Genomic DNA, 23,830 nt, shown 5'->3' with positions numbered 1-23,830 from the left:
GAATGAAAAAGAGACGATGCCTGCGCGGGACCAGCGCCCACTGATGCGCGTCCGTTAGAGGTCTTGCTCGTACCGCACGTAGGGCACAGTACCTTCGTCGCCGCTCTCGTCGCTTGGCGAGAAGGGGTTCTTGCCGCGGGTGATGACGTTTTCCGCGCCCACGGTCAGCTGGCCGCTCCATGGGGTACGCCAGGTCAGGCCCAGGCCAAGACCTTCCCATTTTCCCGGTTGGCCGGGGACATCGACCACGCGGCCGACGATATTGGCGCTGAAGGCGCCGTATCCGCCGCCGACGCTGAGGCTCTTGGTGTTCCAGCGGTCGGCGATGGTCGGTACGTCGGCGATCGGCACCAGGCGGGCGCGGGCTACCGCACCGCCGATCCGCACGTAGCCTTCGCGGCCGATGTTCTTCTGGCCGAATATGGCCAGATCGTTCTCTTCGACGCGTGCGCCGGCATTGGAGGACAGCCAGGCGGGGAGGGTGTCGCGGCCGCTGCCGGCGGACAATCCCAGCTTGCCGCCAGGACGGGTCAGGGAGGCGCCGGCGCTGAGGCGCTGGCTGCCGCCGTCATTGCCGTCGGTCAGTTCGGCAACCGCGCAATTGCTGATCAGGCTGCCGATGCTGCTGGCGCTCTGGCGGTTGCAGACCAGGCCAAGGGAGTCGCCGGCTTCCAGGCCGAAGGCCGCTCCCAGCGTGTTGCTGCCCAGGCGCCAGCTGGCGCCGGCGGAGGCTTCGCCCGTGGGCTCCAGCAGAAGCACGGCTTCGACCTTGCCGCTGGTGTTGTTCCAGACCGGAAGGACGGTGGCATCGCGTTTGGAGGCTTGCGGCTTCTTGGATTGCGCCTGCGCGCCAGCAGCCACGCCAAAGGCGAGCAACAGGGCAAACGGCAGGTGCAGAAGACGCGGGTTCATAGCTCGCTTAAGACTCCCAACTCCGCGGTGGAGTTCCCCTCCCAAGGGCATTGGATGCTATTCGATTTATGTTTCTTTAACAAGTCCCCAACAGGCCCCAGGGCTACTGAAGCCGTTCAGGGGCCTGTATTCCGACCGGCGGCAGGGCGAAAAGTTCGTCGATTTCGGGGGCGCTGAAAATATAGCGCTGGCCACAGAATTCGCAACGCACTTCGGCCAGGCCGTCGGCCAGGGCGGCATGGGCCTCTTCGGCGCCCAGGGATTGCAGCATGGTGGCCACCCGCTGCTGGGAGCACGAGCAGGCGAAGCGCAGAGGGTGTTCGGCCAGGACCACCGGCTCTTCCTGGTGGAACAGGCGGCGCAAAAGCTCCTCTGCGGGGAGGGCCAGCAGCTCGTCGGACTGCAAGGTGTCGAATAAAGCCCCTGCGCGGTTCCAGCCATCGTCGTCGCCCTCGTCGCTCGGCAACTTCTGCAGCATCAGCCCGGCAACCGCCCGGCCGTCGGCGGCCAGCAGCAGGCGGGTCGGCAATTGCTCGGATTGATGGAAGTAGTTCTCGAACGCCTCGGAAAGGTTGGGAGCTTGCAGGGAAACCAGGCTCTGGTAGCGCTGCGGCTCGCTCGGATCGAGGCCGGGGTTTTCGATGGTAATGGCCAGCAGCGCTTCCTGGCCTAGTTCGCGCAGGTCGTGCGGCGAGTCCTGGCCATCGGCCACCTTGGCGATACCGCGCAAGGTTCCTTGCGCGGTGCATTCGGCGAACAGCGTGCGCAACGCGTGTGGGCTGCGCAGTTGCAGGGACAGGCGGCCGTTGACCTTGGCGTGGCCGGTGAACAATGCAGAGGCGGCGCAGGCCTGACCCAGCAGATCGCGCGCCCGGTCGGGATAGGAAGCGTGGGACAGGATTTCCTGCCAGGTGTTTTCCAGGCGCACGCAGACGCCGCGCACGCCGGCTCTGGGCAGGAGGAAGCGTGTCTGGTTGTCGCCGGTGCTCACAGTTCTCCGAGATCGGCGTTGTCGCCGTAAAAAGTCATGATGCTCTCAACGGTATGGGCGACCAACTGCCGTTCAAGTGGCGTAAGCATGGGATGCCAGACGTCGAAGATCAGCACGACGCGAAGGCGGTCGCTGTAGTTCCATGCCTCATGGGTGATGGTGTCGTCGAACGCGACCACCTTCCCGGGCTGCCAGACATGGGTTTCGCCGCCCACGCGCAGGCCGCAGTCGGGCGGAACGATCAAGGGCAAATGCACCGTCAGGCGGGTATTGGTCGCCCCGTTGTGCGGGGGGATATGCGTGCCCGGCTGGAGCGCCGAAAAAAAAGCGACCGGCGCCCGGTTGGGAATGATGTTCTGCGGCGTCCGGCTTATGGCCGCTTCGGTGCGTGGGCATAGATCGGCGTTGGAATCGATGCGCGCGCCGTTCTTCCACAGGAAAAGCGCACCCCAGTCCAGGTTGCGATCGAGCGCGTCGAACTGCCCGGTAGGACTGCCGGCCTGCGTTTGCACGTACGGTACGAAAAGATCGGGCCGCTGCAGCAGCGACTCCAGTTCGCTCAGAATGTCGGGGAAAGCCGCTTCCATGGCCGGCACCCAATCGAAAGTGGAGGTGTCGAAAAAAGGAATGGCGGGAAGTCTTGGATAAGGCAACATCAGCGGCCGCGCCGTGACGAATTCACGACGTCCGGTCACGATGTCCAGGCAGTTCTCGAAGCGTTCCAGTTCGGGATGGCTTCCTTTGCCCATCAGGCCGTGCATGCGGTCCTGCAGGAATTCGCGCAGAGAATTCTGGTTGTCGCTTACGGCTTTTCTTGCTTGCGCGACGAGTTGCTGCAATTGCGCCGACTGCGCGGCCGATTCCGGCATGTAAGCCAGCGCTCTTCCCCATGAGGCCGCCGCTTCCCTGGGCCGACTCTTGGCTTCGAGCAACCGCGCCCGTTCCATGTGGGCGCCCCATGCCGTGGGATCGGCGATGATAGCCTGGTTGATCGAAGCCAGGGCGGCGTCGGTGTCGCCTTGCGCGCTGTGCAGTCGCGATAGGTTGGCATGCGCCATGGCGAATTTGGGGGCCGCGGCTACGGCCCGCAGCAGATAGTCGCGGGCCAGCGCGAAATCGCCCCGTGCCATGCTGTAGACGCCAATGAGATTGAGCGCCGGCGGGTAGTCGGGCTCTATGTCCAGGACCTGCTTCCACCGGCTGACGGCCGCCTCGGACTGGCCGCGCATAGACATTTGGTCGGCTTCCGTCATCAGGGCGGCTATCCGGTCTTGTTCTTGCATAGCCACCCTTCGATGCAGTCATCACGATGAGCGAAAGGTTAACATTGCGGCAAGAGTTCAAACCGCCAGGAACCTACGCCATCGACCCTCCTTTTCCCGGACGAACCCGATCCCGTCGCTGGCTGCGCTGGCTGCTGGCGTTGCCGTTCCTGTTCGCCGCGGCCAGCATCCTGCAAGTGGCCGTGCTGCGCTTCGTCGATCCGCCTTTCTCCGCATTCATGATGGCCCGCCAGTTCGAGGCGTGGGGCGCGGGCGAGATGGGCTTTCGGGTGGCCTACGATTGGCGCGATATCGATCGGATCTCACCCAGCCTGCCGGTCGCCATGGTGGCCGCGGAGGATCAGAATTTCGCCACCCACCGCGGTTTCGATTTCAAGGCGATAGAGAAAGCCCGCGCCAACAACGCCAAAGGTCGCAAGGTGCGCGGCGCGAGCACGGTCAGCCAGCAGGTCGCCAAGAACCTGTTCCTGTGGCAGGGCCGCAGCTGGGTGCGCAAAGGCATCGAAGCCTGGTACACGCTGCTGATCGAGCTGATGTGGCCGAAGACCCGCATCCTGGAGGTCTACGCCAACATCGCCGAGTTCGGCGACGGCATCTATGGCGCGCAAGCGGCGTCGCGCAGCTATTGGCGCAAGGACGCGAGCCGCTTGTCCCCGGCCGAAAGCGCCCGGCTGGCCGCGGTGCTGCCTGCCCCGAGACGCTACAGTGTTGCCCGCCCCGGACCCTTCGTGCAGCGACGCGCAAACTGGATCCAGCGGCAGGCGCGGCAAATCGGCGGCCCGGGCTACCTGCAGTCACTGGATTGAGAATGTCCCACGATCAGGATCGCCTCACCGTAGTGGTGGCCGCGCGCAACGAGGCCGAGGCGCTGCCTGTGCTGCACCCACGCATCGCCGCGGTGCTGCAACAGCTGGATGGCGTGGAGGGTCGGGTGCTGTACGTGGACGACGGCAGCACCGATGGCACCTGGGAAGCGATGCAGCGCCTGGCCTGGCACGATCCAAGCGTTTCCTTGTTGCGTCTGTCGCGGAATTTCGGCAAGGAACTGGCGCTGACCGCGGCCCTGGACCAGGTCGAAACTGGCGCGGTGCTCATCCTCGACGCTGACGGGCAGGATCCGCCGGAGCTGATTCCGCAGTTCGTTTCGAAGTGGCGCGAGGGTTACGATGATGTGCACGGTACGCGTATCCAGCGCGAGGGCGAGGGCTGGTTGAAGCGTGCCACCGCGGCCGGTTTCTACCGGGTGATCGGGCGCCTGTCCAAGACTCCCATTCCGGCCGATACCGGCGATTTCCGCCTGCTTTCGCCGCGGGCGCTGGCCGCCTTGCGGCAATTGCGCGAACGGCACCGTTTCATGAAGGGGCTGTTCGGCTGGGTGGGCTTCAACCAGATCGCCATTCCCTATCGCCGCGACGCGCGCCTTGCGGGACGCAGCAATTTCGGCCTCTGGAAATTGTGGAACTTCGCGCTGGAAGGAATCACCAGTTTCTCCACCGCGCCGTTGCGCGTAGCCACCTATTTCGGTCTGCTGACCGCGGCTTTCTCTTTCGTATTCGCGGTCTGGATCATGGTCAAGGCCGCCTTGTACGGCGACCGTGTGGCGGGTTGGCCCACGATGATGGTGGTGATCCTGTTCCTGGGCGGCATCCAGCTGATGGCGCTGGGATTGATAGGCGAATACCTGGGCCGGCTGTACGACGAAGCCAAGCAGCGGCCACTGTATCTGGTGGACATCTGGCAACCGGGCGCAGGAGGAGTATTCTCATCGCAGCAACCCGACACCAAAGGAGAGCTCGATGCACACGCTACGCCAACTGTTGGGAAACAAGACTCCTGAGGTCTTCGCGGTCGCGCCGGGCGATGCGGTGATCGACGCCATCCGCCTGATGGCCGAGAAGAGCGTGGGGGCGGTGCTGGTGATGGACGGCGCAAGACTGGCCGGCATCGTCTCCGAGCGTGACTACGCGCGCAAAGTGGTGCTGCACGGCCGTTCGTCGGCCGATACCTCGGTGCGCGACATCATGACCGCGGGCGTGATCACGGTCGGACCCAACCATACGGTCGAACACTGCATGCAGTTGGTGACCGATCACCGCATCCGCCATCTGCCCGTAATGGAGGACGGCGAGGTGATCGGGGTGATCTCGATCGGCGATCTGGTCAAGGCGGTGATCGAGGATCAGAAGGTTCAATTGGATCAGTTGCAGCGGTATATCGCTAGTTAGGCGCTTCTGGGCATGCCGATGATGGAGGGAGAGGCAAAATATGTTGCAGGGCTCTTCGTTTTGGGGTTGGCGCTGGGTATTGGCGCATACCTCTTTGGTGATGGCCTCTATTTCATAGTGGTTCTGGTACTTCTGCTCGCGGTGCTGGTTGAGTTGCTCCGTGTTGTAATCTTTGGCAAGGATCGCAAAAAGCTGCGCAAGTTTTGGACTGAGCTAAAAGATGCGTTCTGGAGCTTCTGATGAGCGTGTACACGGTTTGGTGCTGGCATGCGCCTAACAGTTCATTGGAGCCGAACCCGCATCAGCGGCGGCGTCTACGTGCGCGCCTTCGGTTATATCCACGCTCAGTTGTCGTCCTGACGCAAGTTGGCTTAGTTCAAGCGTTGAGCAGCGCCAGTTAGCACATTCTACTTGGCATACCTGCCGCCACAACTGCTGTCTTTCCCCGGCCCCAATTCCAACGTCGCCAGTAGAGCGGCCGGCGGGGCGATGCTGCCCAGCGTCACGGCCAGCGCGCCGCGTAGTCCCAGGCGTTTGAAATCCGGGCGGAACGACGGATCCTTGAACGTACCGCCGACTACCAGCGGCGAGCGCAGCGCCAGGATGCTGCGGTCCTTGGGTCGCGGCCGCAGTTCCAGGTCCAGCGTTTCGTCTTTCAAGCTGATATTGCCCTGGCCCACGATGATGGTGTCTTCGGTGTCGAAGGCCAGCGCCCGCGATTGCATCAGCCCGTCCTTCACCGCGAAATCGCCGAATGCGCAGCGAATGGGCACCAAGCGGTCCTTGGTGACCAGAAACTTGAGCGCTTCGGCGATATCGAGGCCGGCCAGTTCCATCAGCAGGTTGCTGATCTGTCCGTGGCCCATACCCAGCGCTATATCGCCGTCGGCGCTTCCGAGCATCGCGGCGATGGAATTGCCGGTGCCGGCGATGACGATATCGCCGCCTATCAGGCCCACCGCGTCTTGGGTCAACTTCGCATCGGGAAAGAGTTTGGACAATTTCAAGCGCCGCGCCGACACCTGCGCGCGCGTGCGTATCAGCGCTTCGCGCGCGTCCATGCGGATGTTGGAGCGGATATCGCCGCCGGCAACGCCGAAATTAAGAGGCGCTAGTTCCAGGATGCCGTCATTGAGCTTGAGATGCGCGTCCATGTCGTCCAGCGGCAGGCTGGGCGCGTTGATGCGGTGGGCGTTCAGGCGCACGTCCGCATCCATCGAACGCAGCTTGCCCAGATCGTACGGCTTGTCGGGCAGTACGCGGGTGTCGGCGGCAAGCTGCAGCGCTTGCGCCTCCAACTCCGGATTGGTGGTTTCATTGCCGCCGGCCTGTGGCGGAGCGCCCAGGAAGCCGGCCAGATCGTCCAGGTCCAATCGCTTGGAGATCAGGTCCGCTTCCAGCAACGGGCGCTTGCGGCCCAAGGTCACGTTGGCGGTGCCGCTCAGATCGCTGTCGCCTACCACGCCGGTGAAATCCTGGTAGCGCCAGTGGTCGGCCTTGCGTATCAGGCGGCCATCCAGCTTGTAGGGAGGAGTGGAGGGAGTGGCGATGCCGATCAGCGGATACAGATCTTCCATGTCGCGTCCGGCGAGGGTGAATTGCAGATTGAAGTAGCGAAGCTCGAATGGATTGAGCAGATTGCCGCGAGCGTGCGCCCGGGTCGGCCCGGCGTCCGCGCGCAGATCGATGCGATAAGGCTGCTCGCTGTTGCTCAGCTCCAGCGGCGATTCGGCGCGACCGGAAACAGTGAACGCGTTGCCGGTCCAGCGGCCCTTGCCCTTGATCTCGATGGGCGGCGCCGTGTTCTTTCCCTGTGCGCTCTTGCCCTGCGCTTGCACGCTGTTGACGGCGATATCGATGTCGGTTTTCTTTGGAGTATCGAAGAATTGCAAGCGGCCGTCTTCGATCCAGATGCGGCGGAACTGGACCGGTTTGCCATCGGGGTCTCCGCCGAACATCCAGTTGCCGATGCCTTGCGGGCCTGTCTCCAGGCGTAGCTTGGGCGCGGCAAGGCGTATCTCCGGAATTCGCGCCTCGCGTTTGAACAATAGCGGCCAGATTTCGAAGCCGACCTCCACGCGATCCGCGCTGGCCATGATCGGCTCCTTCGACCATTCCGCGTTGGCGAAGCTGATGCGGTCGGCCATCAGCCTGGTCACCCTGCCCAGATCCACGTCCAGGTCGCCGTCGATACGCAGTTGCCGTCCGGTGCTGGCTTGCACCGCCATTTCCAGAGGGCGCTTGAACCAGTTCCAGTCGAACAACACGATCAACAACACCAGCGTGGCGAGCAGCACGCCCAGTACGATCTGCGCACGACGCGACGGTCTGCGCTTGAAGAACGGACGCTTGAAGAACGGAGTTCGCTCGCGGACGGCGTTATCCATGTTTCCAATATAGGAAACGCTTGTTCAGATTCCGCGAAAACATGCGGTAATCGTTCATGTTGCGGCAGGCTAGAGCCGGGGCAGCAAGACCTGTGCGGTGACCGCCACGAAATGGCAGACGCTGCCGGCGATCACGAACATGTGCCAGATCGCATGCGAAAAGCGGATCGATTCGCGGTGGTAGAAGTAGGTGCCCAAGGTGTAGAAAAGACCGCCGGCAAGCAGCCAAGCCAAGGTCCAGCCGTCCAGCGCGGTGAGCATCGGCTTGATCGCCACCACGACCAGCCAGCCCATGGCGATATAGATCGCTGTAGACAGCAGCTTGAATCGGCCGGTGTAGAAAAGCTTGAACACCACGCCGGACACCGCCAGCGTCCATATAGCGATGAACAGACCCCAACCCCACGGACCGCGCAGGCCGATGAGCGTGAACGGCGTATAGGTGCCGGCGATCAGCAGATAGATCGCGCAATGGTCGAACACCTTCAATCGCGCCTTGGCGACCGGATGCTGGATGGAGTGGTACAGGGTGGAAGCTATGTAGAGCAGCAACAAGGTCGCGCCGAATACGATGGACGCGCCCAGTTGCCAAGCGTCTCCGTACAGCGCCGCCATCGTGATCAATACCGATCCGCCCGCCAATGCCGCGACCGCGCCCAGGCCATGGGTCAGGGCGCTGACGAGTTCGTCGCGCAGATCGATCTTTTCCTCGAACGGTGGCTTGCTCATGCGGTGCAAATTACCGCAACGCAGCAATCCTTGCATCCGTACGCCGTTCACGTTTCCAGAATGGCGCGATGGCGCTGCCGGTACGCAGCACATGTCGGAGCAGAAGCAAACTGACGATGCCGCAGGTCAGCACGGTCAGCACCGAGGCTTCAGCGCCGAAACCGCCGCCATCCAGCCAGTCCGGCCCTTGCAGCTGCGAATCGAGCAGACCATCGACCTTGATGCCTGAGACCGGGATTCCGAATACCGCGCCCTGTACGAAGTTCCAGCCGGCGTGCAGGCCTATGCACCACCAGAGCGAGCGCGTGACGTGGTACAGCAGGCCGAACAACAGGCCGGCTTCGATCGAGATGGCCACCGAACTCCATACGGTCGCACCGGGATTGAACGCATGCATGAAGCCGAAGAACAGCGCCGATACCGCCAATGCGATCCACGTCCCCAGCCCTTCTTCGGTGAGTCGGAACAGAACGCCGCGGCTGACGATCTCCTCGGTGATGCCGGGCGCTACTGCAGTGAGCAGGAACAAGACCCATAGCGGCGCATCGCCGTAACCGGTGATGCGATAAACGCCGGCCGCCCACAGTTGCGTGGTCAACAGGGCGAACAAGGCCAACGCGCCGAGCACGCCCCACAGCAACTGCGGCGATTTTCGCCACGACAGTTCGTCCACCTTGCGGTGCTCGATAAGACGCGCCAACACCCAGTAGGCCAGCACGCAGGGCAGCACAGTGAGCGCGGTGGAAGCCAGGTTGGCGTCCATGGTCTTTAGGCTGTTGGAAGGAATATGCAACGCGCTGCTCATGGCGCCGGCCAGCATCGAGAACGCAAGCAGCAGCACCGCGAAATGGACCATGCGCGCGAACGGCGTGCGCCACAGCCAGCCCGCGAACCGCTTGAACTTCCCCGTGTCCGCCGCCGGCATGTTCAATCCAGGCTCACGCTGTGCGCGTGCTCGCGCGTGGCCATGAACTGCACATCCGGCGCGCGCTCCTGCGCCAATTGCAGATTGACGCGCGTGGGCGCCAGGTAGACCAGTTCGCCTGCCGCATCCAGCGCCAGGTTCATCGCATTCTTGTCGCGGAACTCCTCTAGCTTCTTCGCATTGTCGCAGCGCACCCAGCGGGCGGTCACCACGCCGATCGGCTCGAAGCTGGCATCCACGCTGTATTCGTCCTTCAACCGGTAGGCGACCACATCGAACTGCAGCGTGCCCACCGCGCCCAGGATCAGGTCGTTGCTCATCAGCGGACGGAAGAACTGGGTGGCGCCTTCCTCGCTCAATTGCGCCAGGCCCTTCTGCAACTGCTTCAGTTTCAATGGGTCGCGCAAGCGTGCGCGCCGGAACAGTTCCGGAGCGAAGTTGGGTATGCCGGTGAAGCTGATCGCTTCGCCTTCGGTGAAGGTGTCGCCGATGGAAATGGTGCCGTGGTTGTGGATGCCGATCACATCGCCCGGCCACGCCTCCACCGCGATCTCGCGGTCGCTGGCCATGAACGTCAGCGCGTTGGCCAGTTTCATTTCCTTGCCGGTGCGCACGTGGAAGCTCTTCATGCCGGCGGTGAAGCGGCCCGAGCACACGCGCATGAACGCCACCCGGTCGCGATGCATCGGATCCATGTTGGCCTGGATCTTGAACACGAAGCCGCTGAGCTTGGTTTCGTCCGGCTTCACTTCGCGCGTGGTCGTCGCGTGCGCCTGCGGCGCGGGGGCGTGGTCGACGAAGAAGTCGAGGAGCGGTTGTACGCCGAAGTTGTTGACCGCCGAGCCGAAGAACACCGGGGTCTGCTTGCCGGCCCGGTAGGCGTCCAGGTCGAAGGCATGCGATGCGCCCTGCACCAGCTCCAACTCGTCGCGAAGCTCGGCCAGCAGGTTCTCGCCCAGCCGTGCGGCCAGTTGCGGGTCGTCCAGCGAGGCGAAGATGGTGGAATCCTGGCGGGTGAAGTTGCGGCCCTGTTCGTACAGATGCACTTCGCCGCTGACCAGGTGCACCACGCCCTTGAGGCGCGAGCCCATGCCGATCGGCCAGGTTACCGGCGCGCACTGGATGCCGAGCACGCTTTCCACTTCGTCCAGCAGTTCGATCGGGTCGCGGCCCTCGCGGTCGAGCTTGTTGATGAAGGTCATGATGGGCGTGTCGCGCAGGCGGCAGACTTCCATCAGTTTGATGGTGCGCTCTTCCACGCCCTTGGCCACGTCGATCACCATCAGCGCCGAGTCCACCGCGGTGAGCACACGGTAGGTGTCCTCGCCGAAATCGGCGTGTCCGGGCGTATCCAGCAGGTTGACCATGCGGCCTTCGTACGGGAACTGCATCACCGATGAGGTGACCGAGATGCCGCGTTCCTTCTCCAGCGCCATCCAGTCCGAGGTCGCATGGCGCGCGGCCTTGCGGCCCTTGACCGATCCGGCCATCTGGATGGCGCCGCCGAACAGCAGCAGCTTTTCCGTCAGCGTGGTCTTGCCCGCGTCGGGATGGGAAATGATGGCGAAGGTGCGGCGGCGCGCGGCTTCGGTTGCTACATCTGACATGAGGGAAGCGGACATGGCGATAGCGCCCGCGCGGGCGCGTTCATAAGGACAGGAAGGCGCGAATTATAGCGCCTGCGGCCCGCATCCTCGGGCGGGCTTACCGGCTGCTGGGGAATTTCAGCTCGCCCAATGGTCCGAACATGCGGAAGGGGATCGATTCCAGACGCATGCCGCGGTTGACCTGCAGCACGAAATGCAGGTGCGGCGCGGTGCTGAAGCCGGTGTTGCCGGACAGGCCGATGCGCTGGCCCAGGCGCACGCGCTGGCCTGTGCGCACCTGCACGCCTTCGGGCTGCAGGTGCGCATAGACGGCCATGCTGCCGTCGTCGTGCAGGATGCGGATGAAGTTGGCGCGGCCGCCGTACTTTTCGCGATTCAGGCCGGCCTTTTCGAAATCGGACTCCACCTGCATCACCACCCCTTCGCGCACCGCGACTATCGGCGTGCCCTCGGCCAGTGCGAAATCGATGGCGTAGCGGTTCTGCGGGTCGTTGTGGCTGAAACCGCCTCCCGGGCCCTGGTCCACGCGAACGCGGGCGTAATCGAAGGGCAGGCGGTAGTCGTAATCGACGGGCTTCGCTGCCGGGTTGCCGGGAAGACCGTCGAGCAACAGTTCGAAATCGCCTCCGCGGATCGGATCGGTGATGGTCAGCGTGGCGACCATCACGCTGCTGCGCGCCGGCACGGTGGCTTCGGCAGGCAGGGCAGGGCTGCCGACGACATTGTGGTCGTGCTTGAAGCGCAACATCACCTGCACGGGCCCGTGCAATAGGTTGTCCGCCCAGGCCTCGTAACGGCCGCGTTTGTTTTCCAGGCGCAGCCGCACCAGCGCGCCGGGCGGATTGCGGAAACGGGTCACATTGATGTCGCTGGCCGGAAGTTCGTCGGCTTCCGGCGGCTGGTCGCCGTATTGGGTCACGCCGTTGCGGTCCTTCCAGCGGTACAGGCGCGCGGCGTCGGCGTCGCCCGAGCTCACCAGCATCAGCGCCAATCCCAAGCTCCAGGCTGCGGTGACGCCTGCCGCTTTCATTGCATGCAGCGTTCCGACAACCCCAGCGCGTGCGCCACATCGCGCAGATCGAACGCGGCCACCGCCTTGTCGTCGTGCAGCGCGAACAGCGCGCCGGCCGGGAAGCGGGGCGTGCCGGCGGCATAAAGCACCTGGCCGTCGGTATTGGCGACCACCCGGCCGGAGAACGTCTTCAGAGGCTGCAGGCTGGTGCGGTCGAAGACGCGGAAGACGGTGGGCCGCACCTGATCCACGGCGATCCAGTAGCCTTCTCCGGAATCGCAGGCCCATAGCGCCACGCCTTCGGCATCGGCATCGAACAGCGGCAGGCTGTGGGCGCGGTACAGGCCTTCCAGGGTGTACTCGCGCAAGGTCGAACCCACCCGCCGATCCTCATCGGCGATCAACAGACGGTCGTTGACCGAGTCGCCGGCGATCGATTCCACCATGCGCAAGGCACCGGCTTCGCTGGTATCGCCGAACGCGCCCAGGTACTTCGATTGCAACTTGCCCTGGCCGTCCACCTGCACCTCGAAGCGCTTCACGCGCTGGTCCAGTTCGCCCATGGGCGGCAATTTGCCGGTCTTGAAATCGGCCATGAAACTGTCGGTGACGAACAGCTCCAGATCGTCCGGCCCTTTCTCGCGTACCCACAGGCCGTAGGGAACGCGCAGCACGTCCTGGCCGACGATGCCCAGCGGCGCGAAATCGGGCAGCTTGAACACCTGCACGCGGTGGTTGTCGCGTTCGGCCACGAACAGCAGGTCGCCGTAGACCGCAATGCCGTTGGGACGATTGAATTGGGAAATGCCTTCTCCGGGTTCGCCGACGCTGCGCAGGCGCTGGCCGGTTTCGGCGTCGTAGACCACCAAGCGGTGGCTGGACTTGGCAGTGGCGATCAGCCAGAGATGGCCGTCCTCGGTGGGCCAGACCGCCAGCGAATCGAGTTCGTCCTCCGGACTTTCCGTGGAAACCCAAGCCTCGGCAATCGTCGCATCCACCGCGGTCGTGGGTTTCGGAACCTGGGGCGCGGAGGTGTGCGGGCGCGGCGCGGTGGCACAGGCCGCCAGGAGCGCCAGACAGGCGCCCAGAAGAAGTCGGGAAGGTCTCATTTGATAATTATGCGTGAAGGGGTGGCGGGCTTGCGACCGAAATTGCGACTTTATCCATCGCTTTATCCGAATAAAGCGATTGACATACCGGAAAACGGCTGGCAAGCTGGCGCCACCATCGAGACCGGCAGAGGGACAGGCCCTTTGAAGCCGGGGCAGCCAGGCGACGCGCAAGCGGCGCCCAGGTGCCAAATCCTGCGGAGACCTCTGCGTCTACCGGAAGATGGTTCGACCTTGCCTCGCGCAGGGCGAACGCCGAGTTCCGCGAAGCTCGATGGTTGTAGTCCACGTTCCTCCACTGGATACCGCCATGAGCTTCGTCAACGCCGCCCTGCATGCCGTTCCTTCCCCGCATTCGTTGCCGGCCTACGAGCCATCGACGGAAACCGTACGCGAGCTGCGCGGCGAAATAAGCCTGCGCCTCGATCTGCGGCATGCGGGCGCCCGGCAGATCACCCTGCGCTACGAATTGCTCGGCGAAGCCGGCTTGCCGGTGGTGTTCGTGGCCGGTGGAATTTCGGCGCATCGCCACGTGGTGGCCAGCGAAACTTTTCCCGAGAACGGCTGGGCCAATGCGTTGGCGCAAGCCGGCCGCGCATTGGATCCCACGCGCCGTCGGCTGCTGGCCATCGATTACGTCGGCGCCGACGGCAAGCTGGATGTGCCGCTGGAAACCGCCGACCAGGCCGATGCCATCGTGCAGCTGCTGGATGCGTTGAAGATCGAGCGGCTGCACGCCTTCGTCGGTTATTCCTACGGCGCACTGGTCGGCTTGCAGCTTGCCGCACGCCATCCCGCGCGCCTGCGCAAGCTGATCGCGGTGAGCGGCGCCCACCGTGCGCATCCTTATGCGTCTGCGTGGCGCGCGCTACAGCGCAAAGCCGTGGCGCTGGGCCAGTTGCAATGCGCCGACGCGCAAGGGCTTTCGCTGGCGCGCCAGTTCGCGATGCTGAGCTACCGCACGCCGGAGGAATTCGACGAGCGCTTCGACGCCGCCCCCGAAATCATCAACGGCCGCGTGCGCTGCGCCGCCGAGGACTATCTGGACGCCGCCGGCGCGCAATACGTGGCGCGCACGCCGGTCACCGCCTATCTGCGCCTGTCCGAATCCATCGATCTGCACCGTCTCGATCCGGCACAGGTCGGCGTGCCGACCGTGGTGGTCGCCGTGGAAGGCGACCGCCTGGTGCCGCTGGCCGATTCGGTGGCGCTGGTCGAAGGCCTCGGTACGCACGGCCAGCTGCGCGTGCTGCGCTCGCCCTACGGCCACGACGCCTTCCTGAAAGAAACCGACCGCATCGACAGCATCCTGGTAGCCGCCCTGCGCGATGCCGACCGCAACGAAACCGGAGAAACCGCATGAGCCGCCATACCGACAGCAACGAAACTCCCTGTAGCTCGGCGACTTCCGCCGTACGCGCCGGCATCGACCGTGACACCGCCTACGGCGCGGTCACGCCGCCTATCGTGCTGTCGTCCAACTTCAGCTTCGACGGCTTCGGCAACAAGCGCCAGTACGACTACACGCGCAGCGGCAACCCCACCCGCGACCTGCTGGGCGAAGCGCTGGCCGAACTGGAAGGCGGCGCTGGCGCGGTGGTCACCGCCACCGGCATGGCCGCCATCACCCTGGTGCTGAACGCCCTGCTGGAACCGGGCGACCGCCTGGTGGTGCCGCACGATGCCTACGGCGGCAGCTGGCGTCTGTTCAACGCGTTGGCCAAGAAGGGCCATTTCGAACTGATCACCGCCGACCTGACCGATCCGCGCTCGTTCGCCGATGCATTGGCGCAGTCGCCGAAACTGGTGCTGATCGAAACGCCTTCCAACCCGCTGCTGCGCATCACCGATCTGCGTTTCGTCATCGATGCAGCCAAGAAGGCCGGTGCGATCACCGTGGTCGACAACACCTTCCTGTCGCCGGCATTGCAGAAGCCCATCGAGTTCGGCGCCGACGTAGTGCTGCATTCCACCACCAAGTACATCAACGGCCACAGCGACGTGGTGGGCGGCGCGGTCGTCGCGCGCGAAGCGGAAACCCATGAAAAACTGGTCTGGTGGGCCAACGCGCTGGGCTTGACCGGTTCGCCGTTCGACAGCTTTCTGACCCTGCGTGGGCTGCGTACGCTGGATGCCCGGCTGCGCGTGCACCAGGAAAACGCCACCGCCATCGCCACGTTGCTGGATGAGCATCCGGTGGTTTCCAAAGTGTATTTCCCGGGCCTGGCCTCGCATCCCGGTCATGCCGTCGCGGCACGCCAGCAGAAGGGTTTCGGCGCGATGCTGAGCGTGGAACTGCAGGGTGGCGAAGCGGCAGTGCGCGCGTTCGTCGACGGATTGCAGTACTTCACCCTGGCCGAATCGCTGGGCGGCGTGGAAAGCCTGATCGCGCATCCGGCGACGATGACCCACGCGGCGATGACCGCCGAAGCGCGGGCCAAGGCCGGTATTTCCGATGGGCTGCTGCGTTTGTCGGTGGGCATCGAATCCACCGACGATCTGGTCGCAGATCTGTCGCTGGCTTTGCTGCGCGCCGAACGCGCCATCGCCAGCCAGGCCGAAGACGAACGCATTCTCGTCGACGCATGAGCAGCGTCGTGCGTCTGGCGACTGCGTACCGCTCGGTCCCTGCGCCGAAACTGGCTCTGCTGGGTACCGGTGTAGTGGGCACGGCCTTCGTGGCGCGTTACCAGCGGTTGCAGCAGTCCGGTCATACCTTGCCCGCGTTCGCATGGCTGTCCAACTCGCGCGCGCTGCGGTATTGCGATGATTCTCCGGAGCGCGCGCTGGAAGAAGTCAGAACGTCCGCGCTGGAAGCCGGCGCACTGCCGCCTTGGGCCGAAACCGAAGCGCTGCGGCGCGGCGACGTACTGGTCGATGCGACGGCAAGCGAAAACGTTGCCGATTGGCACGCGGCCTGGCTGGCCCGCGGCGTGCACGTGGTCACCGCCAACAAGCTCGGCTATGGCGGCGCGCTTTCGCGTGCGAGTGCCATTGCAGAGGCGAAGCAGGAAGGCGACGCGCGCTACGGCGACAGCGCCACCGTCGGCGCGGGACTGCCGCTGCTGCGCAGCCTGCGCGAACTGGTGGCCGGCGGCGACCGCATCCATCGGGTCGAAGGCGTGCTGTCAGGCTCGCTCGCCTGGTTGTTCAATCATTACGACGGCATGCGTCCGTTTTCCGGCTTCGTGCGCCAGGCCCGCCAGCTCGGCTACACCGAACCGGATCCGCGCCTGGATCTTTCGGGCGAAGATGTGCGCCGCAAACTGCTGATCCTGGCGCGAGCGGCGGGATTGCCGCTGCATGCCGAGGCGGTGCAAGTGGAATCGCTGGTGCCGCAACGGCTGGCGGCGCTTCCGTTGCAGGAAATCGACGAAGGGCTGGAACTAATGGATGCGCCGCTGGCGGCGCGTTTCAAGGACGCCTACCGCAACGGCGCCAAGCTGCGCTTTCTGGGCCGTTTCGACGAGACTGGTGCGCATGTCGGCCTGCAGGCACTACCGGCCGACCACCCGCTCTGCGGCGGAGGCGGCGCCGACAACCGCGTCGCCATTTTCAGCGACCGCTACAGCGAGCAGCCGCTGGTGATCCAGGGACCGGGCGCGGGCGCGGAAGTGACGGCGGCGGCGCTGCTGGACGATGTGCTGAGCGTCGGCGCTTAAGTTTCCGGTACCGACGTCAGCTCCGCGGACACGCTTCCGCTAGAATGCCGGTGCAAGCCGCGGGGCGGCGATGAGTGATACCAGATGACCGCGTCTATCGATGCCGACCGTGCATTGCGCGTGGCGCTGCTGGAGGACGACCTCCTGCTGCGCGACCGCGTGCTGCTGCCGGGGCTGAGGGATTTCGGTTTCGAAGTCATCGGTCTGGAGACGGCGGCCGAGCTGCATGCGCACCTGAAGATCCAGCCCACCGATATCGTGGTGCTGGACGTGGGCTTGCCGGACCAGAGCGGGTTCATGGTGGCGCGCCAGTTGCGCAGCCAGTCGCCTTCCCTGGGCATCGTCATGCTGACCGGACGCGGAGAAACTCCGGACCGCGTGCGCGGACTGAGCGAAGGCGCCGACGCTTATCTGTCCAAGCCGGTCGAAATCGAGCTGCTGGCGGCCACCCTGCACAGTCTGGCGCGCCGCGTGCGCGGAAAAAACGATCCTGCCGCCGCCGCACAGGGCTGGCGGCTGGATGGCGGCGGCTGGTGCTTGGTCGCGCCCTCGGGCGGCAATGTGGCGTTGACCAAGAGCGAGCGCCGTCTGTTCCAGCGCTTGCTGGCTTCCTCTGGCGAGATCGTGACGCGTGAAGCGCTGATCGCCACGCTCACCGAAAACGTCTACGACTTCGATACCCATCGACTGGATTCGATGATCCATCGTCTGCGGCGCAAGGTCGCCGAGGCCTGCGGCGAGCGATTGCCGCTGATCGCGGTGCATGGCGAAGGCTATGTGCTGAACGCGCTCAGATAGATCCGGTGGTTTCCGGCGCGGTAGCGGGTGCCAGGGAAGCGTCGCCCTGGTTGGCCGCCGCCATCGGCAACAGTATGCGGAACAGGGTGCCGCTGCCCGGGGTACTGACTACTTCGACCGTGCCGCCCGCGTTTTCCGCCAGATCGCGCACCACCGACAAGCCCAAGCCGGTGCCGCTGTCGGCGGGCTTGGTGGTGTAGAACGGCTCGAAAGCGCGGCGCAGGACTTCTTCGCTCATGCCGTGGCCGGTGTCGGCCAGGCCTATCTCGATGCATTGGCCGCGTTTGGCGCTTTGCACGCGTCCGGCGCTGATGCTGAAGCGTCCGCCGCCGAGCATGGCGTCGCGCGCGTTGGCGGCGATGTTGAGCACCATCAGCTCGAACTGGCTGCGGTCCAGGCGCACCGGTAGCGGCGCCGGATCGATCCGGGTTTCCATCTGGATGTCGGCATCGAACAGCTGGCGCAGCATTGGCCGCAGTTCCTCCATCGCATGGCCGGCATCGAACGACTCGACCCGGGCCACGTCGTGTCGGCCGAAACGCAGCAGCTTGCGGCTGATCGCGGCACCGCGGCGGGCGGCGATTTCCACGCCTTCCAGCGACTCTTCCAGGCCGTCGGCGCGCGCGCGGTCGCCGATGCCGGGCTGGGCTTGGTGGCGCTGCGAGGCGAAACCCAGGATCACGCCGAGGATGTTGTTGAAATCGTGGGCGATGCCGCTGGCCAGGCGGCCGGTGGCTTCCATTTTCTGCGCATGGACCAGTTGCGATTGCGCGCGTTCGCGTTCGGCCATCTCGCGCTGCAATTCGTGGCTGCGCGTGATCGATTCGTCGAGGCTTTCGCGCAGGGCCTGGATCGTGCGGTCGAGGACTGCGGTGATCAACAGATGGCTGATGAGCACCGCCGGCACATTGAGCAGGGCGCTGCGGATGGCTGCCACATCGCTGCCGTCGGCCCTGATGTCGGTGACGAAACCGATGCCGAACACCAGCATCAGCAAACCGAACACGGCCCACAGCGCACCGCGGCCCAGCACCAGGCCGGCGATCACCAGCGGCAGGATGGTCGGCGCCGGGTCGATCACTCCGGGCTGGACGCCGAACTGGAAAAATACGATCCCCAGCGAGATCAGTTGCGGCGCCAGGAACAGCATGATCGCGGGCTGGAACCGGCCGCGCCGGATCATGGCGATGCTGACCCAGGCCAAGGCCGCGATGGCCACGTCCATCAACAGGATGATCATTCTGCCTTCGGTGGGAAGCGCACCGCGGGCCAGGATGCGCCAGACCCAGTTCAACGGCAGCAGCAGGCCGTAGCAAAGCAGCAGCAGCTGCATGACCGGTGCGTTGCGGCGATCCACCGGGTCGGTGATCGGCGCGCTGCGCAACCAGTTCTGTACGGGCTTCCACATCGGCGAAAAGGGCCTTCAGGGAGGATGCGGGGGCGGCGCTCCGGACACGCCCGTCGCCGGCTGCCGGAGCCGCCGAACGGGCGGTGAGAATGGCGTGAGTATCGAGTGAGAAGGCGCGCGTGACAACCGAAGCGCCGGGGCCGTACTTTCGACCACGGCCCAAGGCGGTGATCTTTCGGGGCACGCCACACGAAAGCCAGACAGTTGCCCAAGGCGGGGGCGGGTCTCAAAAAAACTGCAAACGATGCTGCGGCAACGTCCGGTTCGGTCCGGGCGTTCATGGCCGATGGGCGTCCTTTGCTCCTAAAAAACTATCTGGTGAGAGAGGGTTGGATGAACAAGGTATTCAGTCTGGTATGGAGCAGGTCCAAGCAAGCGCTGGTGGTCGCGTCCGAGCTGGCCTCGGCGCAGGGCAGGAAGGAGGGTCGGCCGCGTTTGCGTGATGCCACCCTGGGTGCGGTGCTGCTGGGCTGCGGCATCGCCATGGCGCTGCCGGCGGCCCACGCGCAGGAGCTCACCATCGAACGCGACGGCGATGTCTGCACCGCGCGTGTCGAGGGCCAGGCCGAGGGCCGGCAGATCGACTGCGCCTTGTTCGACCAGGCCAATGTCGGCATCAACGCAGTGGTTGGCAGCGGCTATTTCCTGGCCGATGGCGCTGGCGACGGCAGCGACGATCCCACGGTTTCCGGCGATGGCGCGCTGGCGGCCGGCCGCAACAGTTCTGCGTTGAACAACGCCACCACCGCAGTCGGCGCCGAAAGCGCCGCGGTCGGTCTGGGCGCCAGCGCGTTCGGCCAGGGCGCGATGGCGTTCGGCGACGCCAGTGTCGCGATCGGACAAAGCGCCTATGCCTCCGGCGATGGCCCGGTTATGGGTTTGGGCAATACCGCGATCGGCGCCTCGGCTTCGGCCGAAGCCGAGCAGGGCGGCACCGCGGTCGGTGCGCTCAGCCTAGCTGCCGGCACCGGTTCCACTGCCATCGGCGGCAATGCGCAGGCCTATGGCGATGGCAGCCTGGTGGGCGGCTTCGGCAGCGGCGCCAACGGCGAAGCCGGCGTGGCGTTGGGCGCCAACTCGCGCGCCCTGGGCGGCGACTTCGGCGTGGCCATCGGCGGCTCCAGCTACGCCATCGGCCAGGGCGCCACCAGCGTTGGCGGTCTGGCCTGGGCCGAAGGCAACTACTCGCTGGCATCGGGCTATTACTCCACTGCCGTGGGCGATGGCAGCATCGCGTTCGGCGGCGGCCTTGGCGTGGATCTCGATGGCGACGGCTTGATCGGTCCGGGCGAGGCCACTATCGCCGCTGGCTACCACGCGGTCGCGCTTGGCTATCAGGCTGCCGCACTCGGCGACGGCACGCTGGCGCTGGGCGATCAAGCCCAGGCCTTGCAGCTCAACGCCACCGCCGTAGGCACCATGAGCGTGGCGGCAGGCGAATCCAGCACCGCCACCGGCGCCAACAGCGTGGCCACCGGTGCGGAAAGCAGCGCCTATGGCGCCAACAGCTACGCCGACGCCGATTACTCGACCGCCATCGGCAGCGGCAGCCTGGCCTTGGGCAGTGGTTCGACCGCAATCGGCGCCGGCGCCAACGCGCTGGGTACCGAGAGCGTGGCCAGTGGCTACGGCAGTGTCGCCAGCGGCGAATACTCGATCGCACAAGGTAGCAGCAGCCAGGCGCTGGGCGAGGCCTCTATCGCTATCGGCGTGCAGAGCGTGGCCAGCGGCACCGATAGCATCGGCATTGGTGCGGGCAGCCAGGCGGGCGATTTCGGCACCGCCGTCGGCACGCTGAGCAACGCCACCGGTTACGGCGCCAGCGCCTTCGGCGATAACGCCTGGGCGACGAACGACTTCTCCCTGGCCATGGGCGCCAATTCCACTTCGCTGGGTATAGGCGGCATCGCCATTGGTACCGACAGCTACGTCGGCGCCGATGCCAGCCACGGCATCGCCATAGGCAACCTGGTGATGGCGAACGGCAAGAATTCGATCGCCATGGGTGGTCTGTGGACCACCGCAGGCGCCGATGGCGCAATCGCGATCGGCGGCACCAAGGCCTGCACCAGCTTCATGTGCATCGAGGAGAACACCTTGGCCTGGGGCATCAACAGCGTCGCGCTGGGTGCCGGCGCGACGACCCAAGCGGACGGCGCTACCGCCCTGGGCAGCGGTGCCCAGGCAGGCGGTATCGATTCGATTTCGATCGGCATGGATTCGAGGGCGGGGAGCGTCAACTCCGTCGGCATTGGTGCCCGCACATATGCACTTGGCGATAACTCGGTCGCGCTCGGCGCCGATTCGGTTACCTCGCGCGCCAACACGGTGACGGTGGGCAGCGAGTGGACCGGCATGACGCGCCAGATCACCGGCGTGGCCGATGGCACCGAGGCCAATGATGCGGTGAACCTCTCGCAGTTGAATGCGGTGGCTGACAGCGTCGGCGACGCCAACGACTATCTCTCCGTCAACGGCCTGGGCGACGGCACCGATGCGGCCATCGCCGAGGGCGAGAACGCCAGTGCGGCAGGCGCCAATGCGGTGGCCATCGGCATCGAGAGCAGCGCGCTCGGTTACCAGAGCAATGCCGTCGGCGACTACTCGACCGCGATAGGCGGCAGCAGTCTGGCGTTGGGCGCGGGCTCGTCGGCGCTTGGCACTGGCGCCAGCGCCATCGGCGACTACAGCAGCGCCAATGGCTATGGCGCGATCGCCGAAGGCTCCAACAGCAATGCGTTCGGCGCCAACGCAGCGGCGATCGGCAACTCCAGCTTCGCTGGCGGCGATAGCGCACAGGCCAATGGCGGCGGCAGCGTGGCCTTGGGGGCCAGCAGTATCGCTAACGGTTCCAACGGCGTTTCCGTCGGTGCGGGCGCCGAATCCAACGGCTTCTTCGCCGCCGCGATCGGCGGCTATGCGCTCGCCGACAGTCCGTTCTCGGTGGCGATCGGCGGATTCGCAACAGCCTCCGGCTGGCAGGCCACGGCGATCGGATCCGGCGCGTTCGCCAGCGGATTCAACGCCACGGCGACCGGCGCTGGCGCCATGGCGGGCGACGGTGGTGTGGCGATCGGCGCCGGCGCAGCGTCGGGCTACTGGTTCTACGACGAAACCACCGGCGAGAACACCTTCATCGGTTCGTCGGGCACGGCGGTGGGCCAGAACGCAGCCGCTACCGGCATGTTCAGTACCGCGCTGGGCGGCTTCTCGGATGGCTCGTTCGCTTCGGCGGGAGCGACCGGGATGTACAGCACGGCCTTGGGCGCGGGCGCGTACGCGGGTTCGCTGGACGGAGTAGTACCGGGCGATTACACCACTGCGGTGGGCGCCGAGAGCTGGGCGGTGGGCGACTCGGCGACGTCGTTAGGCTTCAATAGTTATGCGCAGTCGGCCAACAGCACCGTGGTCGGCGCGAACGCGTGGACTACGGTGGATGCGGACAACAGCGTCGCACTCGGTGAAGGCTCATTGGCGGACCGTGCCAATACCGTGTCGGTAGGCGCTGCGCAGGACTGGACCGATGCCGGCGGCAACGTGCATGCGGCCATCGACCGTCAGATCACCAATGTCGCCGCCGGCACCGAAGCCACCGATGCGGTGAACTTGGCGCAGTTGAACGAGGTGGCGGACAACCTGGGCGAGTTCACCCAGAACGCGGTCGCCTATGACGACGACAGCCACGACAAGTTGACTCTGGAGGGCGCGGGCGGCAGCACTATTTCCAACCTCGCCGCCGGTACCCAGGCCAGCGACGCGGTGAACGTGGAGCAGTTGAACTCGGTCGCCGCCGCTTTCGGCGGTGGTGCGAGCCTTGGCGCGAACGGCATGCTGGTCGCGCCGACCTATACGATCCAGGGCGGCGGCTACGCCAATGCCGGCGATGCGTTCGCTGCGGTCGACGGCATGCTCAGTGGATTGAACGGACGCCTGACCCAGATCGAACAGAATCTAGGCAACGGCGGTGGTATCGGCGGTCCGCCCACGGGCACCGGCGACGGTCTGGCCATCGGCACCGGCAGCAACGCGACCGACACCACCGACACTGCAGTGGGCAACGGCGCCAATGTCGGCGCCGACAACGGCACCGCGGTGGGCAACAACAGCAGCATTGCCGCCAGCGCCACCGACTCGGTGGCCATAGGCGCCGATGCCAGCGTAACCGCGGCTTCCGGTACCGCCATCGGCCAGGGCGCCACGGTGACCGGCGCAGGCTCGGTCGCTCTGGGCCAGGGTTCGGTGGCCGATCAGGCCAACACGGTCTCGGTGGGCAGCGCCGGCAACGAGCGTCGCGTCACCAACGTCGCTGCGGGCGTCGCCGCTACCGATGCGGCCAACGTGGGCCAGATGCAGGCCGGCGATGCGGCCACGCTGGCCTCGGCCAACGACTACACCGACGCTACCGCGACCGAAACGCTGTCGGCCGCCAACGCCTACACCGACAGCCGCTTGCAGACTTTCGACGACGACTTCACCGCGCTGCGCAACGATGTGGACCATCGTTTTAGCCAGCAGGATCGCCGCATCGACAAGATGGGCGCGATGAGCTCGGCGATGATGAACATGTCGATCAACGCCGCCGGCAGCCGCAGTCCGCGCGGCCGCATCGCGGTCGGCGCCGGTTGGCAGAACGGCGAGAGCGCGTTGTCGGTCGGTTATTCGAAACAGATCGGCACGCGCGCTTCCTTCAGCATCGGCGGCGCTTTCAGCAGCGATGAGAAATCGGCCGGCGTCGGTTTCGGCGTCGACCTCTGATTCCAGACTTCTTTCCTCGATCCCATG

Annotated in this window: 19 protein-coding genes and 1 riboswitch; of the genes, 9 read left to right on the top strand and 10 right to left on the bottom strand. The window is 65.3% G+C overall.

All coding sequences use genetic code 11. From position 1 onward, the window contains the following. Nucleotides 1-54 precede the first annotated feature (54 nt). From BLR66_RS07455 to BLR66_RS07445, 3 genes are all read right to left on the bottom strand, one after another. Nucleotides 55-912, bottom strand: a complete 858-nt coding sequence (locus tag BLR66_RS07455; RefSeq protein WP_093282441.1) for an XOO1806 family protein — start codon at nucleotides 910-912, stop codon at nucleotides 55-57. A gap of 103 nt (nucleotides 913-1,015) precedes the next feature. Then, nucleotides 1,016-1,903, bottom strand: coding sequence for an Hsp33 family molecular chaperone HslO (locus tag BLR66_RS07450; protein WP_093282437.1), 888 nt, complete (start codon nucleotides 1,901-1,903; stop codon nucleotides 1,016-1,018). Next, nucleotides 1,900-3,138 carry an aspartyl/asparaginyl beta-hydroxylase domain-containing protein gene (locus BLR66_RS07445; RefSeq protein ID WP_176943791.1) on the bottom strand — a complete coding sequence of 413 codons (1,239 nt, stop codon included), beginning with the start codon at nucleotides 3,136-3,138 and terminating at the stop codon, nucleotides 1,900-1,902. The genes BLR66_RS07450 and BLR66_RS07445 overlap by 4 nt, the downstream gene beginning before the upstream one ends. A 74-nt stretch (nucleotides 3,139-3,212) precedes the next feature. Between BLR66_RS07445 and mtgA the strand changes: the two genes are divergently transcribed. From mtgA to BLR66_RS07425, 4 genes are read left to right on the top strand one after another with little or no spacing between them, the layout of a single operon-like run. Then, nucleotides 3,213-3,992, top strand: a complete 780-nt coding sequence (gene mtgA, locus BLR66_RS07440) for a monofunctional biosynthetic peptidoglycan transglycosylase (RefSeq protein ID WP_093282428.1) — start codon at nucleotides 3,213-3,215, stop codon at nucleotides 3,990-3,992. A gap of 2 nt (nucleotides 3,993-3,994) precedes the next feature. Continuing rightward, nucleotides 3,995-5,023, top strand: coding sequence for a glycosyltransferase family 2 protein (locus BLR66_RS07435; RefSeq protein ID WP_093282424.1), 1,029 nt, complete (start codon nucleotides 3,995-3,997; stop codon nucleotides 5,021-5,023). Beyond that, on the top strand, nucleotides 4,983-5,411 hold the full coding sequence (locus BLR66_RS07430; RefSeq protein WP_093282419.1) for a CBS domain-containing protein: 429 nt from the start codon (nucleotides 4,983-4,985) through the stop codon (nucleotides 5,409-5,411). Before BLR66_RS07435 ends, BLR66_RS07430 begins: the two co-directional genes overlap by 41 nt. A 12-nt stretch (nucleotides 5,412-5,423) precedes the next feature. Then, the gene (locus BLR66_RS07425) at nucleotides 5,424-5,651 is read left to right on the top strand and encodes a hypothetical protein (RefSeq protein WP_143014577.1); all 228 of its coding nucleotides are present in this window, start codon (nucleotides 5,424-5,426) and stop codon (nucleotides 5,649-5,651) included. Between the two features lie 167 nt (nucleotides 5,652-5,818). Here the strand turns inward: BLR66_RS07425 and BLR66_RS07420 are convergent, their stop codons facing one another. The 6 genes from BLR66_RS07420 to BLR66_RS07395 form a co-directional block, all read right to left on the bottom strand. Then, complete coding sequence (locus BLR66_RS07420; RefSeq protein ID WP_093282410.1) at nucleotides 5,819-7,798, bottom strand: AsmA family protein; 1,980 nt, start codon at nucleotides 7,796-7,798, stop codon at nucleotides 5,819-5,821. Between the two features lie 69 nt (nucleotides 7,799-7,867). Next, nucleotides 7,868-8,527 carry a PAQR family membrane homeostasis protein TrhA gene (locus BLR66_RS07415; RefSeq protein ID WP_093282405.1) on the bottom strand — a complete coding sequence of 220 codons (660 nt, stop codon included), beginning with the start codon at nucleotides 8,525-8,527 and terminating at the stop codon, nucleotides 7,868-7,870. Between the two features lie 10 nt (nucleotides 8,528-8,537). Further along, nucleotides 8,538-9,452 (bottom strand): CPBP family intramembrane glutamic endopeptidase, encoded by a 915-nt coding sequence (locus tag BLR66_RS07410; RefSeq protein ID WP_093282401.1) that lies wholly within the window; start codon nucleotides 9,450-9,452, stop codon nucleotides 8,538-8,540. Nucleotides 9,453-9,454: 2 nt separating this feature from the next. Next, complete coding sequence (locus BLR66_RS07405) at nucleotides 9,455-11,059, bottom strand: peptide chain release factor 3 (protein ID WP_093282397.1); 1,605 nt, start codon at nucleotides 11,057-11,059, stop codon at nucleotides 9,455-9,457. 97 nt (nucleotides 11,060-11,156) lie between these two features. Then, nucleotides 11,157-12,089 (bottom strand): M23 family metallopeptidase, encoded by a 933-nt coding sequence (locus BLR66_RS07400; protein ID WP_255402334.1) that lies wholly within the window; start codon nucleotides 12,087-12,089, stop codon nucleotides 11,157-11,159. After that, a complete protein-coding gene (locus tag BLR66_RS07395) occupies nucleotides 12,086-13,180 on the bottom strand; it encodes an NHL repeat-containing protein (RefSeq protein WP_093282393.1) in 1,095 nt (364 codons plus the stop codon). Before BLR66_RS07395 ends, BLR66_RS07400 begins: the two co-directional genes overlap by 4 nt. A 112-nt stretch (nucleotides 13,181-13,292) precedes the next feature. Continuing rightward, nucleotides 13,293-13,410: riboswitch (SAM riboswitch) on the top strand. 80 nt (nucleotides 13,411-13,490) lie between these two features. On the opposite strand from BLR66_RS07395, the gene BLR66_RS07390 reads away from it, so the two are divergent. The 4 genes from BLR66_RS07390 to BLR66_RS07375 all read left to right on the top strand — a co-directional run bounded on the left by BLR66_RS07390 (nucleotide 13,491) and on the right by BLR66_RS07375 (nucleotide 17,640). Beyond that, complete coding sequence (locus BLR66_RS07390) at nucleotides 13,491-14,543, top strand: homoserine O-succinyltransferase MetX (RefSeq protein ID WP_093282388.1); 1,053 nt, start codon at nucleotides 13,491-13,493, stop codon at nucleotides 14,541-14,543. Further along, nucleotides 14,540-15,769, top strand: coding sequence for an O-succinylhomoserine (thiol)-lyase (locus BLR66_RS07385; protein WP_093282384.1), 1,230 nt, complete (start codon nucleotides 14,540-14,542; stop codon nucleotides 15,767-15,769). Before BLR66_RS07390 ends, BLR66_RS07385 begins: the two co-directional genes overlap by 4 nt. Next, nucleotides 15,766-16,842 carry a homoserine dehydrogenase family protein gene (locus BLR66_RS07380; RefSeq protein WP_093282380.1) on the top strand — a complete coding sequence of 359 codons (1,077 nt, stop codon included), beginning with the start codon at nucleotides 15,766-15,768 and terminating at the stop codon, nucleotides 16,840-16,842. The genes BLR66_RS07385 and BLR66_RS07380 overlap by 4 nt, the downstream gene beginning before the upstream one ends. 84 nt (nucleotides 16,843-16,926) lie before the next feature. Then, nucleotides 16,927-17,640: a response regulator transcription factor gene (locus BLR66_RS07375; protein ID WP_093282375.1), complete on the top strand. Its 714-nt coding sequence runs from the start codon at nucleotides 16,927-16,929 to the stop codon at nucleotides 17,638-17,640. Here BLR66_RS07375 and BLR66_RS07370 read toward each other — a convergent pair. Further along, on the bottom strand, nucleotides 17,633-19,048 hold the full coding sequence (locus tag BLR66_RS07370; protein WP_093282371.1) for a sensor histidine kinase: 1,416 nt from the start codon (nucleotides 19,046-19,048) through the stop codon (nucleotides 17,633-17,635). The genes BLR66_RS07375 and BLR66_RS07370 overlap by 8 nt on opposite strands. A 333-nt stretch (nucleotides 19,049-19,381) precedes the next feature. Between BLR66_RS07370 and BLR66_RS07365 the strand changes: the two genes are divergently transcribed. Then, nucleotides 19,382-23,803, top strand: coding sequence for an ESPR-type extended signal peptide-containing protein (locus tag BLR66_RS07365; RefSeq protein ID WP_176943790.1), 4,422 nt, complete (start codon nucleotides 19,382-19,384; stop codon nucleotides 23,801-23,803). Nucleotides 23,804-23,830 lie beyond the last annotated feature (27 nt).

Origin of the sequence: Pseudoxanthomonas sp. CF125 (assembly GCF_900104085.1) — a bacterium.
Lineage (GTDB): Bacteria > Pseudomonadota > Gammaproteobacteria > Xanthomonadales > Xanthomonadaceae > Pseudoxanthomonas_A.
Note: the sequence above shows the minus strand (reverse complement) of the source record. Positions and strands in the feature narration are given on the sequence as shown.

Excerpts from the sequence above, each read along its gene's own strand:
- BLR66_RS07445 (WP_176943791.1), bottom strand. The coding sequence starts at position 3,138 with ATGTCTATGCGCGGCCAGTCCGAGGCGGCCGTCAGCCGGTGGAAGCAG.
- BLR66_RS07385 (WP_093282384.1), top strand. The coding sequence starts at position 14,540 with ATGAGCCGCCATACCGACAGCAACGAAACTCCCTGTAGCTCGGCGACT.
- BLR66_RS07375 (WP_093282375.1), top strand. The coding sequence starts at position 16,927 with ATGACCGCGTCTATCGATGCCGACCGTGCATTGCGCGTGGCGCTGCTG.
- BLR66_RS07410 (WP_093282401.1), bottom strand. The coding sequence starts at position 9,452 with ATGCCGGCGGCGGACACGGGGAAGTTCAAGCGGTTCGCGGGCTGGCTG.
- BLR66_RS07455 (WP_093282441.1), bottom strand. The coding sequence starts at position 912 with ATGAACCCGCGTCTTCTGCACCTGCCGTTTGCCCTGTTGCTCGCCTTT.
- BLR66_RS07430 (WP_093282419.1), top strand. The coding sequence starts at position 4,983 with ATGCACACGCTACGCCAACTGTTGGGAAACAAGACTCCTGAGGTCTTC.
- BLR66_RS07370 (WP_093282371.1), bottom strand. The coding sequence starts at position 19,048 with ATGTGGAAGCCCGTACAGAACTGGTTGCGCAGCGCGCCGATCACCGAC.
- BLR66_RS07400 (WP_255402334.1), bottom strand. The coding sequence starts at position 12,089 with ATGAAAGCGGCAGGCGTCACCGCAGCCTGGAGCTTGGGATTGGCGCTG.
- BLR66_RS07390 (WP_093282388.1), top strand. The coding sequence starts at position 13,491 with ATGAGCTTCGTCAACGCCGCCCTGCATGCCGTTCCTTCCCCGCATTCG.
- mtgA (WP_093282428.1), top strand. The coding sequence starts at position 3,213 with ATGAGCGAAAGGTTAACATTGCGGCAAGAGTTCAAACCGCCAGGAACC.
- BLR66_RS07405 (WP_093282397.1), bottom strand. The coding sequence starts at position 11,059 with ATGTCAGATGTAGCAACCGAAGCCGCGCGCCGCCGCACCTTCGCCATC.
- BLR66_RS07425 (WP_143014577.1), top strand. The coding sequence starts at position 5,424 with ATGCCGATGATGGAGGGAGAGGCAAAATATGTTGCAGGGCTCTTCGTT.
- BLR66_RS07365 (WP_176943790.1), top strand. The coding sequence starts at position 19,382 with ATGAACAAGGTATTCAGTCTGGTATGGAGCAGGTCCAAGCAAGCGCTG.
- BLR66_RS07380 (WP_093282380.1), top strand. The coding sequence starts at position 15,766 with ATGAGCAGCGTCGTGCGTCTGGCGACTGCGTACCGCTCGGTCCCTGCG.
- BLR66_RS07395 (WP_093282393.1), bottom strand. The coding sequence starts at position 13,180 with ATGAGACCTTCCCGACTTCTTCTGGGCGCCTGTCTGGCGCTCCTGGCG.
- BLR66_RS07420 (WP_093282410.1), bottom strand. The coding sequence starts at position 7,798 with ATGGATAACGCCGTCCGCGAGCGAACTCCGTTCTTCAAGCGTCCGTTC.
- BLR66_RS07415 (WP_093282405.1), bottom strand. The coding sequence starts at position 8,527 with ATGAGCAAGCCACCGTTCGAGGAAAAGATCGATCTGCGCGACGAACTC.
- BLR66_RS07435 (WP_093282424.1), top strand. The coding sequence starts at position 3,995 with ATGTCCCACGATCAGGATCGCCTCACCGTAGTGGTGGCCGCGCGCAAC.